The organism is Kitasatospora sp. MAP12-44, assembly GCF_029892095.1.
GTDB lineage: Bacteria > Actinomycetota > Actinomycetes > Streptomycetales > Streptomycetaceae > Kitasatospora.
The window spans coordinates 6,442,566-6,455,166 of the sequence record NZ_JARZAE010000004.1 but is presented as its reverse complement, the minus strand read 5'-3'; the positions used below and the strand labels follow the sequence as shown (position 1 = coordinate 6,455,166).

The window sequence follows — 12,601 nt, the reverse complement described above, 5'->3', positions numbered from 1 at the left end:
TCGCGGAGATTCGCCGCGCCAGAAACGACCGCCCGGTACCAGGTGAGGGCACGGCACCCTGCCCCATGGGGCAGGGTGCCGCCGACCGCTTTCTCCGACCCCGGTCAGTTGGGGCTCCGCACCGGCATCGCACGGCTCATGACCTGATTTTCAGGTGGTAGTTGAACATCGGGCTCCGGTCGCTCCCGGTTGCGCCGAGTGCCTTGTGGAAGGACACGCCGGTCGTGTCACTGGACGGGACGAAGCCGCCCTTCTTCTCAGTCCACCAATTGCGGAGTGCATCCCCGACCCGCTGGTTGACCGTGGACTCACGATAGTCCCCAGCCGCACCACTCGCGCTGGTCCCCCAGGTTCCGTTTGCCCTGCAGCCTTGGGGCCACCGTCCGTCCGGGAGCTGCCTGACGTTCTTCCACAGCGCTAACTGCGCCTGAATGCTGGTGATCTCCTCCATGAACCGCTGCTGATCGTTTTCGTTGAGATTCCTCTTGTATGCTGCCAGCGGGTCGGGAGGCGGCGGGGTGCACGCGGCTCGCACGAGGGTTTCGAAGGCGGCGGCGGTACCGAACGCCTCCTGGTAGTTCGCCGCCACCGCTGCGGCAAAGGCCGGCTCCTCCTTCTTGTACATCTTCCGCGGCCCTTGGCCCGGCCCCAGGAACTGTGTCTTCGCGTTGTTGACCGCCGTATTGATGTCGACCACCGTGGCCGGCCCCCCCTGTTCCACGCGCTGTACAGCCGGCTGCGCCGATGCGTGGGCGCCGGGACTGCGGACGGCCTCGACCGGACCGACCGGAACGGCTGCCGACATCACCCTGCTGGCGGTTGCTTCGGCCTCCCGTTCGAACCTGTCGGACGGGTCGCTCACCCGAAGACCGCTGCCGGTATCGGTACCGGCGACGGGACCCGAGCGCTGCTGGATGACGTGGGTCAGCTCATGTGCCAGCGTGTGCCGGTCCGCACCGCCCGCACCAATGACGATGTTGCGCCCCGAGGTGTAGGCACGAGCACCGACTTCGGTGGCCGAGCGCTGAGCCGTCGCGCCAGTGTGCAGCCGGACGTCCGAGAAGTCGGCGCCGAGCCGGGCCTCCATCTCGGTGCGGACCCGCTGGTTCAGTGGCGCACCCGCGCTGCTCAGCACGTCATGGACGCTGGAGCGCTGCACCGCGGTCGCATGGCCGCAGGCCACGTCGTGCTGGTGCCGTTCCTGCCCGACGAGTGCTGCCATGGCCCTGTTGCCGATCGCCCGTTGCAGGGCGGCCAGCGCGGCTGGCTGCGGGCCGCCGGGAGCCGAGAGGCTCGCGAAGGCAGCCGGGGCGCTGTCGTGCCTCACCTGGCTCTCGCCGAGCCGCTGGGCCAGTGCCTGGTCCGGCTGATCCTCGTGTTCACGCACGCCGTCTTCTCCCAAGATCGTTCCTGAGCGAGGGCGCCTGCCCTCACTTGCCAACAGGACTAGCAGCCCCGACGCGCAGACGCCTGCCCGTTCGGGCGGACCGGCGGGCAGCCGACGTTGTCCGTCGGGAGATCGGACTCCGGCGTCCGCGCCCTCACGCCCGCCCGGTCCCCCACTCCCCGAACTCGCTTGCCAGGACCAGCCGCCCCAGCTTCCGGTACTCCCGCTGCACCGCCGCCACCAGGTCGGCCATCGACACCGGCCGTTCGCCTGCCGCCGCCAGGTACGCGGCGGTGACCACGCACGCTCGGATCGAGCCGCCCGCCAACTCGAAGCGGGCGCAGAAGTCGAGGTCGAGGTCGTCGGCGCGGGGGACGGCGGGGCCGAGGCAGCGGTCCCAGAGGGCGCGGCGGCCGGCGGGGTCGGGGACGGGGAAGTCGACGATGACGTCGAGGCGGCGGGTGAAGGCCTCGTCCAGGTTGGCGCGCAGGTTGGTGGTGAGGATCGCGATGCCGTCGAAGGACTCCATGCGCTGGAGCAGGTAGGCGCTCTCCATGTTGGCGTAGCGGTCGTGGGCGTCCTTGACCTCGGAGCGCTTGCCGAAGATGGCGTCGGCCTCGTCGAAGAGCAGGATGCCGTTGATGCCGGCGGCCTCGGTGAAGATGCGTTCCAGGTTCTTCTCGGTCTCGCCGACGTACTTGTCGACCACGGTGGAGAGGTCGACCACGTAGAGGTCGAGGCCGAGGTCACCCGCGACCACCTCGGCGGACATCGTCTTGCCGGTCCCCGAGTCGCCCGCGAAGAGCGCCATCACGCCGCGGCCGCGGCCGCCTCCCGGGCGCATCCGCCAGCTGCCGAGGACCGTGTCGCGATGGCGGGCGCGCAGTGCGAGATCGCCCAACTGCTCGGCGGTGGCGGGTGGTAGCACCAGGTCGTCCCAACCGACGGCGGGTTCGATCCGGCGGGCGAGGCGTTCGAGGCCGGCGGCGTTCTGGGCGCGCACGCCGGTGCGCAGGTGGCCGGCGTCGACCGGGACACCGCCGTCGAGCAGCGCCTGCCGGCCGGCCGACTGCGCCGCTCGGCGCAGCTGGTCGGGGCTCAGCAGGTAGGGGGCGAGCAGCCGGGCGGGGTCGGTCGCGGGGTCCAGGGCGGCGCCGGCCAGCGCATCCCGCCAGAGCACCACCCGCTCCTCGACAGCGAGCTGAGGGGCCGTCAGCAGCAGCGGGCTGTCCTCGGCCCAGAGCGGGTCCCAGGCGGTGTGACCGGTCAGCAGCACCGGCACCGGGAGCTGGGCCAACTGCCGCAGCAGCCGGGCCCGTTCGGGACGACCGGCCGGCTCCAGGGCGTCGACCGGGCCGGCCACCAGGCCGCCGCCGCGCAGCCGGGCCTCGCGGGCGGCGGCCGGCAGCAGCAGCTCGGGGTGCGGTTCGGCGGCCAGCGCGGCCAGGTCCAGGCAGACGGCGGCGCGGTCGGCCAGCCGCAGGCCAGTGGCGGCCACCGCGGTGGCCGAACCGCCGGGCTGCTCGCGCAGGTAGACCAGCCGGACCCCGCGTGCCAGGGCCTCGGCGAGCGCCGCGGCGGTCGGGGAGGACGGGAGATCGGTGGCGCTGGTGAGCAGGCCGCGCAGTTCGGGGTCGGGGCCCGGCTCGCCGAGCAGGTGCGCGAGCACCCGGTCCGGGACGCGCAACGAGCGGCCGAGGAACGGGCGGTCGGGTTCCTCGACCAGCAGCAGGCCGCCCGCCACCAGCGGGGCGGCGGGCGACAGTCGAGCCCGGGCGGGGTCCTCCAGCGGTCCCGCGCCGAGGAGTTGAAGTGCCAGGCCACAGCTGGCGCGACGGCGCGACACGTCGTCGTTGAGGTAGCCGTAGAGCTGCTCGAAGCGGGCGTCCGCGTCCGGGAGCAGGGCGATCAGCAGCAGCTCGATGTCCAGCGGACCGAGGTCGAAGTCGGTGGCGAGCGAGCGCAGCGGGAGCGCGGTGCCGGCCGCCTCGGCCTGGTCGGCCCACTGTTCCACCGCCGCCCGCTCGTGCGGGTCGAAGAGCGACGGCAGGTGCGGGAGCTCCGGCCGGTCCAGCAGGTGGTCCGCCGACTCCGCGGAGAGGTAGAGACCGCGGAAGGCGTCGTCCGGTTTGGGATCGGTGGCGCGCCGGGCCTCGACGACCGCGCGGACCCGGAGCTCGACCAGCGCCAACCGCTCCAGCAGGTACCGGGTTCCCGGCGCCACCGACGTGTCGTCGAGCACAGCCGCGGTCATCGTCGTCATCACGCGCCCTTCTCCGATCCGTCGATCAGGTCGGCCCCACCGACCCGATCCGCCCCACCGATCCGCCCCGGCCGCGCCGCACGGGCGGCCTCACCGCGGGCCCGGCGGACGCCTACCGGCGCCGCGCCGGTCAGCACCGACCGCTCCGGCTCGTCCTCGAACCGCGGCCGCCTGACCTCCAGTTGCCCGCCCGCCGCGCCATCGGTGACGCTCAGCAGCAGCGCGTCGGTGACCTGCGGCGCCGGCAGGCGGCGGGCGGTGGCGAGCGGCGCGGTGACCACCAGGTCCAGCGAGGGCTTGAGTTCACCGCCCAGCGCCGACCAGATCTCGGCCAGCGCGCGCTTCTCGGCCGGCGGGACGGCCACGGTGTAGGGCAGCGAGATGCCGAACTCGGCTACCGCGCCCGTGAGTTGCTCCGGCGCCAGGGTACTCTGCCGCAGCAGGCCGGCCAGCAGCACGGAGAGCAGCCGGTGCTCGTCCTGCGGCCGTGTGGTCCACGCGGTCACCAGGTAGGAGAGCGCGTACCAGCGCGGTGGCTCGTGCTCGGCCACGATCTCGCCCCGCCGGCCGAGCTCCCGCATGCTGCCCTGGCGGCGCAACCCGAGGTCCTCGCGCAGGTCGTAGAGGAAGACGTTGACGGTCGGCCCGTTGCGGCGCGCCGCCCAGTCCCTGGTCGGGGCGTCGAACACCACCTCGATGTCCCCGCTGCCGAGGACCTCGTCGCGGAGCAGTGCGTGCAGGGCCTCGTCGACCTCGTGGATCATCGGTTCCGTTCACCCCTCGTGTGCTCCGGCCGGCCCGGGCACCCCGTCGAGAATGCACTGAACCGGCCGGCACCGGACCGGGCGCCGGTGCGGTTGCGCGGGCACCGTGCGGTGCCCGTTCGGGCACGAGGTCACCGAGGTCAGCGAGGTCACCAGCCGTCAGATCAGGCCCTGCCGCATCGCGTACGCGACGGCGTGGGTGCGGTTGCGCAGCTGGAGACGGCTGGTGACGTCGTGCAGCACGTTCTTCACCGTGCGCTCGGAGTAGGCGAGCTGCTCCGCGATCTCGCGGGTGTCATGGCCCTCGGAGACCAGCTTCAGGACGTCGATCTCGCGCTGGTGCAGGCCGGAGAACGAGAGCCCGCGCGGGTCCAGGATCTGCCGCTGGAGCCGGCCCATCTGCTGGAGCAGCCGGCCCAGCAGGTCGGGCGGGATCGCGCCCTCGCCGCGGACGGCCGCGCCCAGCGTACGGACGAGCTGGTCGGCGGTCGCCTCGGAGCGGCGGACCAGACCGACCACCCCGCACTCCACGGCCGTGGCCATCGCCGCGTCGTCCAGCGCCGACACCACCAGGACCAGCGCCGAAGAGAGCGTGCGCTGCAGGCCGCGCAGCTGCGCGACGACCTGCGGGTCGAGGCTGTTCGCGATCACCAGCACGGCGTCGGCTTCGGCGGTGTCGGCGGCCTCCACCAGCCGCAGTTCGGGCCGGGTCCGCAGCTGGGCCACCACCCCCGACTGCGAGATGGGGTCCTCGGCCTGGATGCGGACGGCGATTCGCTGCACGGACATGCGTGTGTCTCCGGTGTTGGTAGGGCTGCCAGGGCTGGGGAGACAGTCGTCCTGCGTCTCCCTTTCGGTCCTGGTCAGGTGCGCGATCGGTCTGCTGATCTCCACTGACAGCCTCTGGCACCCGCACTCCGCGAACAAGGTGTTGCCTGTTGCCCATCGGCTGGTCAACCCCGGCTCGGCGGCAGGCAACACCCCGACCGCCGGCGCACCGGCGCCCCTCGGACGCGGCGAGGTCCGAGTGAGCTCCGGTTGCCCGTTCAGGCAGCAGTGGGCGGGCGAACGGGCGACCACCGGTGCCTGCACTGCGGGACCTCCGGTCCTGGTGGCGGCGGGTGCGCGCGGGCAGGGTCGTCCCGTGCGGCGCCACCTCCGACCGTGGAGCGGTATGCCGCACCCCCGTAGCGCCTCGGCCGTGCCGGCCCCCAGGACCGGCATGGCCGAGGTGCGCCCCCAAACCTCCGTACGCCACCTCCGTACGCCCGATGCCCAGCGCGGTCCGTGAGCCCCGCGCCGGAGAGGACCCTGCCGGTGAGCGTCAGCGAGACTCGATCCCGAGCCGACCATGGCGACTGCACCGAATGCGGTGCGGCCCTTCAGCCGGAGCGCTCGTTCTGCGACGCCTGCGGAGCCTTCCTGAGCTGGTCCGACGACCAGACCACCGGGTCGGCTGACGCGGCGGCAGCCGCCCCGGCGACCGGCGCCGCGAAGACCGGCGCCGCGAAGACCGAGAGCGCTAAGGCCGAGAGCGCCAAGGCCGCCGCCACGAAGGCCGCCGCCGTGGAGAGCGTCACAGCCAAGGCCGCCACCCCGCCTCCGGTGCCCGCCGGCGCCGAACCGGTCATCCCGGTCGTCGAGAGCGGATCGGGCGCCGCCCCCGGGCGGACGCCGGAGGCCGACACCACCGAGATGCCGCCGGTGAGCCTGGCCGACATGCTCGCGACCGAACGGGCACAGGCCATGCTGGTGCCCGTCGCCGAAGCCACCGCCGGCGGCCCCGGGGTCGCACCGGTGCTGCCGGGGCGGCCTCAGGAGAACGGTCCGCGGGTCAGGGGCGTGGTCGAGGCGCCGGTCCTGGACGGGATCGCCTGCCCGTGGTGCGCCACCGTGAACCCGCCCGAGCGGCACTTCTGCCGGCGCTGCGCGACCCGCTTCTCGTCGGCCGCGCCCGAGCCGGAGCACCGCCCGTGGTGGCGCCGGGTCATCGACTTCCGTGGCCACGAGGCGCCCTGGGCCGGACAGCGACCGCGCCTGCGGCGCGGGCCGTGGCAGCTGGTGCGCCTGATCCTCACCGGTGTGCTGGCGATCACCCTGCTGGTGGCGGCCATGGTCTGGACGGGTCCGGCCGTGCAGGCGGTCAGCGATCACTTCGCACACCCGGTCCCGATCCAGGTGGATTCGATGACGGCCTCGCACTCGTACGCCGGGCACGGTCCCGAGCTGACCATCGACCGGCAGTCCAACTCGTGGTGGGGCAGCGGCTTCGCCGGGCAGCCGGTCGACACCTGGCTGCAGGCCGGGTTCAACGCGCCGGTCCGCCTGCTGGACGTGATCATCACACCGGGCACGGGGACCACGCCGGAGGAGCTGAGCGCCCAGGCCCGACCGCACCAGATCGACCTGGTGACCACCGACAACGGCGGCCAGAAGACCACGACGCACCTCGAACTCTCCCCGGACGGGCCGCAGACCTTCAAGCTCCAGCTCCACCAGGTGGTCAGCGCCCGACTGGTGATCCTCAGCGCCTACGGGGCAGCCCCGGACAAGCAGGTGGCGATCAGCGAGGTCGAGTTCTTCGGCACGACGAACTGAGCACGGACCTGATGAGCACGGAGTCAGGGCGGCGCGCCGCAGTCGCGCTCGGCTCGCTCCCAGAGCCGACCGGCCGCGCCGGCCGCGCCGACGGCGACGAGTTCGCCCGAGCCCCGGCCGGCCCGCGCCGAGTCGGCGGAGCCGGTCGGCTGCGGATCGTCGGCGTTGCGGCAGGGCGCGAGCCCGGCCAGGCAGGTCCGGACGTCCGCCGCACGGGGATCCCCCAGCGCGTCGTACAGCGCCCACGCCCGCAGCCAGACACGCCGCGCCTGCCGCGCCGCGCCCTGCACGCTCAGGCACAGCCCGAGTTGGTGCAGCGCGTGCGCGACGCCCGCACGCATGCCGGTACGGCCGTGCAGCTCGAGCGCCTGCCGGTAGCACTCCTCGGCGCGGGTGTGCTCGCCCAACTCCCGGTGGGCGGTGCCGCTCAGCGTCCAGGCGGCCGCCTCCAGCCACAACGAGCCTCCCACGCGGTGGAGTTCGCGCGCCCGGGTCAGCGGCCCGAGCGCCTCGTCCGGACGGCCTCGCGCCAGTTGCGCCTCGCCGAGCGTGCTCAGTGCCACCGCCGTACCCCAGGTGCTCCCGGCAGCCGCGTACAGCGCCACTGCCCGGTCCACCTGCTGCGCCGCTTCGGCCACCCGGCCCTGGCGCATGCACGAGACGGCGTAGCCGAGCCGCACGCCGCCTTCGCCCACACCGTCCCCGCAGGCGCCGAAGCGGTCGATCGCCCGCTGGTAGTGCCGGTCCGCCACCGCGTGCCGGCGCAGGCCGGCCTGGGCACTGGCCAGCACCAGTTCGGCGCAGGCCTCGGCCAGCGGACCGTTCCCGTCGGCGGCTTCGCCGGCGACATGCCCGGCCTCCAGCTGGTCGTGGTGATGGTGACGGAGGAACAGGAAGCCCCAGAGCGTGTGCGGCAGCTGCCAGGCCACCGGGCTGCCGGCCACCCGGGCGGCCCGCGCGCAGGCCAGCAGGTTGGCTCGCTCGCTCTCGCACCACTCCAGTGCCGAGGCGGTGGAGCCGAAGTGCGGTGGTCGGCACCCGTCGGGCAGCGGTCCGACCGGCGGCCGGTGGCGTTCGGGGCCCAGCAGCTGGTCCGCCGCGGCCTCGGCAGTGTGCAGGTACCAGGCGAAGACCCGCTCGGCGCAGCCCGCCAGCGTCGCGGGGTCCTCGGCCTGGGCGTGCTCCCCGGCGTACTCCCTCAGCAGGTCGTGCATCCGGTAGCGGCCCGGCGCGACCTCGGCCACCAGGCTGGCGGCATGCAGTTCACCGAGCAGCCGGGAGGCGACGGCCGGGGGCTCGCCCCACAGCGCCGCCACCGCGCCGATCCCCGCCACGGTGCCCGGGTGAAGTGCCAGCAGCCGGAACGCCCGGGCCAGCTCGGCGCTCAGCGCCCGGTACGACCAGGCGAACACGGCCCGCACCGCGGTCTCGGCTTCGCCCGGCATCGCCAGCGCGTCCAGCCGGGACCCGGCGGGCCCCGGCTCGTGGATCAGCGAGGCGGCGAAGGCCGGACCCTGCTCCGCCATCCGCTCGGCGGCGATCCGCAGCGCCAGCGGGAGGTAGGCGCAGCGCCGCGCGACCTCCGCGAGCACCGCGTCGACCTCGTCGGACTCGCTCTGCGCGACGGGCTGCGCGCGCCGGTCCAGCGCTTGACGCAGCACCAGCACGGCCGCGTCGGCGCTCAGCGGTTCGAGCGTCACGCGCAGCGCGCCGTGGCGCAGACTCAGCCCGGTCAGCCGCCGGCGGCTGGTGACCAGGACCAGGCTGCGACCCGTCCCCGGCAGCAGCGGCGCGACCTGGGCGGCGGAGTCCGCGTCGTCGAGCACCACGACCACCTGGCGGTCCGCCAGGACGCTGCGCAGCAGCGCCGCGCGCTCGGCCGGCTCGGCGGAGATGTCCTCGGGAGCCGCACCCAGCGTGCGCAGCAGCCCCGCGGCCACGTCGCCCGGCACCACCGGGCTGTGGGTGCCCAGGTCGGCGAAGAGCAGCCCGCCGGGGTAGGACGGGCTGAGCCGCCGCGCCAGCGAGACGGCGAAGGTGGTCTTGCCCGCTCCGCCCATCCCGTCGACCGCGACCACGGCCGGGCCGGGCTGCCGGGCGACAAGTGCCTCGACCCGGGCCAGCTCCTGGTCCCGTCCCCACATCTCCCCGATGGCCGGCAGCTGCGCCGGGACGGGACGTATCCGAAACGCCGCGGACCGGACCGGCGACTCCGGCAACTCCGGCTGGACCGGCTGGACCGGCTGGACCGGCTGGACCGGCGACTCCGGCACCTGCGGCACCTGCGGTAGGGCGAGCGGCGCCGGTCGGGTCTGCGCCTCGGGTCCGGTCCGCTGCGGCAGCCCGGCGGCGACCAGCCGGGCCAACTCGCCGTCCGTCCCCATCACCTGATCGCAGAGCTGGGCGAACTCCGGTGAGACCGCGCGGCTGCCGTTCTCGATCCGGCTCAGGTAGCTCTTGCTGTAGTGGACGAGTTCCGCGAACCGGGTCAGTGACCAGCCCCGCTCCAGGCGCAGCGCGCGAATCCGTTCCCCTGCCAGCACACCTGCCTCCGCGCCCCCGTGACCACAGCGCTCCGCGCTGCCGTCCCCCACCGCGACCTGCCCGCCGTGCGCGCCGCTTGCCACCCACATTCTAGGCAGTACCCCCTGGTCGCGAACCGTCAGGGCCACCCCGGGCACCTCGGGCACGCACGGCGAGGCCGGGTACGAGGTCGGGGCGGAGGCCGCAAACGGGCGCGACAAGACGGCGTGCTGGGACACGGGGACGACCGATCAATGCTGGAAGGGCTGACCATGACGCTGCGTCGGGATCAGTGGGGGGCACGCACTGGGCGGCCCGGGCCGCTCCTTCCGCCACCCACCGGTTTGCCGGTCGGTTTCAGGCCTCAGGGCTCAGGGCTCAGGCCTCGGAAGGATCGCGGCCCTCGGCGGGGCTGTGCCGGGCCGGTGCCCGGACGACCGATCGCACGGCCGTCCGGGTCTGCTCGATCCGCTCTCTGCGGGCCATCAACTCGGCCTCGCTCCGGTCGAGTTCGGCCTGGGCCCGGGCCAGCGCCATTGACGCCGCCTGCGGTCCCGCGGCCACCAGGGCCTCCCCGCCCGCCGGGCGCAGCAGATCCCATTGCCGCAGGACGTCGACCGACGCACGGCAGGAGGCGGTGCTCAGCCCGGTTTCCGCGCTGGCCCGCCGCAGGTCGGTGGCGTCGAAGCCGCCGTCCTGCCCCCTGGCCCAGCGGTAGAAGGAGATGGTGTCATCGTCGACCTCGGGCACCGAAGTGCCCTCGGCCGCCGCATCCGTCCGGATCTCCGCACCGGGTTCGGGGCTCCGCTCGCGGGGTGGCGGGGGGAGGCCGCTGTCCATCGGCTGCTCAGACCTGGGCGCCGGCCGGCTTGACGACCGTGTGGGGGGTCGGGGCGGGGTGGCTGTGGCTGCAGGCGTCGAGCGGGAGCTTCTTGCCGACGCAGACCGGCCAGCCCCAGCTCGTGTTGGCCTGCACGGTGGTCGCGGAGCCGCCCGCACGGTCGGCGACCTCCAGGCCTGCCAGCGCGACGGTGCCGGTAACGAGCGCAAGCGCCACGGCAATTGCGCGGACGTGCTGGCGTGCCTTCATGAATTACCCCTGGTACTTGGTAGACGACCGGTTCGGTCCGAACCCGGTTCGATGACACCAGTCTTCCTGGGGGCAATGCCTCACCGCCAGAGGCATAAGGGAGCATGAAGCTGTTGTCTGACTGAGGAGGGGTGGATGAATCAGGGCAATTCGGACTCAGCTGGGGCTGGGGTTTCGGGGCAGGTGGCCGTGCTCGATGGCGAGGCGCGGCTGGTGTACGAGTGGGTCGTACAGCACGGGACCCTGGACAGTGACGATCCGACGCGGCTCGTCCACGCACTCGGCCTGTCGCCGGAGCGCTGCCGGCGCTCGGTCGACCTCCTGGTGGAGATGTGCCTGCTGGCCCAGCAGGCGGGGGCTGCTCCCGGCCGCCTCTCGGCGGTCGGACCGGACGCCGCAGCGGTACGGCTGACCGGGCAGGAGGAGGCCCGACTGCGGGCGGAGGAGGCGGAACTGCACCGCCGCAAGGCCGCGTTGGCCAGGCTCAGGGCCGAGATGGCCTCCCTGGGACCGGTGTACATGGCCCAGAGCGGAGGCACCGACGGAGCGGTGCAGATCCTGGACGACATGCACCTGGTCCGGGCGGCGCTCACCTCCGTGGTCGCCGGGGCCGAGGAGGAGGTGCTGGCCGTTCAGCCGGGCGGCGGGCACCCGGAGGCGGCCCTGATGGAGTCGCTGCCCCGCGACCTGGACATGCTGAACCGGGGCGTGCGGCTGCGGAGCATCTACCAGCACCCCACCCGCTTCCATGCGCCGACCCGCTCGTACGCCGAGGTGATCCTGGCAGCCGGCGCGGAGATCCGTACCAGGCCCGAGGTGCCCGGTCAGACGGTCATCGTCGACCGCTCGATCGCCTTTGTTCCCGCCCGTCTCGCCACCGGTGGCGCGATTCTGATTCGCGAGCCGTCCCTGGTGGCTTTCCTGGCCCAGACGTTCGAGCACGAATGGGATCAGGCAATTCCCTACGACACCAGTCCGACCGCCGCCCGCGTGGTGTCCCGTTCCATCGAGGACGCCATCACCGTGCTCCTCGCGACCGGCGTCAAGGACGACGTCATCGCCCAACGGCTCGGCCTGTCGACCCGCACCTGCCGCCGCCACATCGCGGAACTGCTGCAACGCATCGGCGCCCAGAGCCGGTTCCAGGCAGGCGTCCTCGCCGAACGCCAGGGCCTGGTCACCCCCCTGGGCCCGACCCCGGAGCCCTGATCCTCCCGGGCACAACCAGGGCTCGCCGATCACCCCCAGCAGTGAGGCCGCTGGGAGACGCGTAACGCTTGCCCCATTTACTGACGATCCATCAGCTGCCCCTGACAGCGTGGCGCTGCCCACCACACGAGCAGCAGGAGCAGCGCCTTGAGCACACCCGAAAACGACGGCCGAACGTCATGGGGAACCCCTCAGCAGCCGCAGACCCCCTCCTGGGGTCAACAGCCGCCACAGGGCCCACCGCCCGGGTGGGGTCAGCAGCCGCCCGTCCAGAAGAAGAAGCGCGGCAAGGGCGGCTGCCTCGGCTGCGCCGGGGTCCTCGCCGTCATCGTGGTGATCGCGGTCGCCGCCGGCGCCGGCAAGAGCAGCAGCGGCTCGAAGACCGCGGCCCCGGCCGCTCTACCCGCCGCGCAGGCCCCCGCCGCACAGGCCCCCGCCGTCCAGCAGCCGACGGCGCAGGCACCAGCTGCCCAGGCGCCGCCGCCGGCCGCGCCGGCCGTCGTGCTCCAAGCCTCCGGCTCCGGCATCAAGAACACCGCCCAGTTCACGGTCGGCGATCAGTGGACGCTGGCCTACACCGTCGACTGCTCCACCTTCGGGCAGTCCGGGAACTTCATCGTCAGCGACGAGAGCGGCATGCCGCTCGTCAACGAGCTCAAGGACAAGGACTCGGGCAGCAGTCCGCAGTACAACGCGGGCACCCACCACCTGGAGATCAACTCCGAGTGCGCCTGGACCGTCACCGTCACGAACGGCTGAGCCTGCGG

General features: G+C 73.4%; 10 protein-coding genes. 3 read left to right on the top strand and 7 right to left on the bottom strand.

What is annotated here, in order from left to right; all coding sequences use genetic code 11:
* Positions 1 to 136 precede the first annotated feature (136 nt).
* The 4 genes from P3T34_RS29495 to P3T34_RS29480 all read right to left on the bottom strand — a co-directional run bounded on the left by P3T34_RS29495 (position 137) and on the right by P3T34_RS29480 (position 5,203).
* The gene (locus P3T34_RS29495) at positions 137 to 1,327 is read right to left on the bottom strand and encodes a DUF4157 domain-containing protein (RefSeq protein WP_280672488.1); all 1,191 of its coding nucleotides are present in this window, start codon (positions 1,325 to 1,327) and stop codon (positions 137 to 139) included.
* A gap of 214 nt (positions 1,328 to 1,541) precedes the next feature.
* A complete protein-coding gene (locus P3T34_RS29490; RefSeq protein ID WP_280672486.1) occupies positions 1,542 to 3,641 on the bottom strand; it encodes an ATP-binding protein in 2,100 nt (699 codons plus the stop codon).
* An 8-nt stretch (positions 3,642 to 3,649) separates the two neighbouring features.
* The gene (locus P3T34_RS29485; RefSeq protein WP_280669062.1) at positions 3,650 to 4,414 is read right to left on the bottom strand and encodes a DUF4255 domain-containing protein; all 765 of its coding nucleotides are present in this window, start codon (positions 4,412 to 4,414) and stop codon (positions 3,650 to 3,652) included.
* 159 nt (positions 4,415 to 4,573) lie between these two features.
* Complete coding sequence (locus P3T34_RS29480; protein WP_280669061.1) at positions 4,574 to 5,203, bottom strand: response regulator transcription factor; 630 nt, start codon at positions 5,201 to 5,203, stop codon at positions 4,574 to 4,576.
* 528 nt (positions 5,204 to 5,731) lie between these two features.
* Between P3T34_RS29480 and P3T34_RS29475 the strand changes: the two genes are divergently transcribed.
* The gene (locus P3T34_RS29475; RefSeq protein ID WP_280669060.1) at positions 5,732 to 7,012 is read left to right on the top strand and encodes a zinc ribbon domain-containing protein; all 1,281 of its coding nucleotides are present in this window, start codon (positions 5,732 to 5,734) and stop codon (positions 7,010 to 7,012) included.
* 23 nt (positions 7,013 to 7,035) lie between these two features.
* On the opposite strand, the gene P3T34_RS29470 is transcribed toward P3T34_RS29475, so the two are convergent.
* The 3 genes from P3T34_RS29470 to P3T34_RS29460 form a co-directional block, all read right to left on the bottom strand.
* The gene (locus P3T34_RS29470; protein WP_280669059.1) at positions 7,036 to 9,756 is read right to left on the bottom strand and encodes a helix-turn-helix domain-containing protein; all 2,721 of its coding nucleotides are present in this window, start codon (positions 9,754 to 9,756) and stop codon (positions 7,036 to 7,038) included.
* Positions 9,757 to 9,913: 157 nt separating this feature from the next.
* On the bottom strand, positions 9,914 to 10,375 hold the full coding sequence (locus P3T34_RS29465) for a hypothetical protein (RefSeq protein WP_280669058.1): 462 nt from the start codon (positions 10,373 to 10,375) through the stop codon (positions 9,914 to 9,916).
* Between the two features lie 7 nt (positions 10,376 to 10,382).
* Positions 10,383 to 10,625: a hypothetical protein gene (locus tag P3T34_RS29460; RefSeq protein WP_280669057.1), complete on the bottom strand. Its 243-nt coding sequence runs from the start codon at positions 10,623 to 10,625 to the stop codon at positions 10,383 to 10,385.
* A gap of 183 nt (positions 10,626 to 10,808) precedes the next feature.
* Between P3T34_RS29460 and P3T34_RS29455 the strand changes: the two genes are divergently transcribed.
* Positions 10,809 to 11,834, top strand: coding sequence for a LuxR C-terminal-related transcriptional regulator (locus tag P3T34_RS29455; protein ID WP_280669056.1), 1,026 nt, complete (start codon positions 10,809 to 10,811; stop codon positions 11,832 to 11,834).
* A gap of 147 nt (positions 11,835 to 11,981) precedes the next feature.
* Complete coding sequence (locus P3T34_RS29450; RefSeq protein WP_280669055.1) at positions 11,982 to 12,593, top strand: hypothetical protein; 612 nt, start codon at positions 11,982 to 11,984, stop codon at positions 12,591 to 12,593.
* Positions 12,594 to 12,601: the final 8 nt, after the last annotated feature.

What these genes read in the sequence shown, in the direction of transcription:
- P3T34_RS29490 (WP_280672486.1), bottom strand. Translation starts at nt 3,641, where the DNA reads ATGACCGCGGCTGTGCTCGACGACACGTCGGTGGCGCCGGGAACCCGG.
- P3T34_RS29485 (WP_280669062.1), bottom strand. Translation starts at nt 4,414, where the DNA reads ATGATCCACGAGGTCGACGAGGCCCTGCACGCACTGCTCCGCGACGAG.
- P3T34_RS29480 (WP_280669061.1), bottom strand. Translation starts at nt 5,203, where the DNA reads ATGTCCGTGCAGCGAATCGCCGTCCGCATCCAGGCCGAGGACCCCATC.
- P3T34_RS29465 (WP_280669058.1), bottom strand. Translation starts at nt 10,375, where the DNA reads ATGGACAGCGGCCTCCCCCCGCCACCCCGCGAGCGGAGCCCCGAACCC.
- P3T34_RS29460 (WP_280669057.1), bottom strand. Translation starts at nt 10,625, where the DNA reads ATGAAGGCACGCCAGCACGTCCGCGCAATTGCCGTGGCGCTTGCGCTC.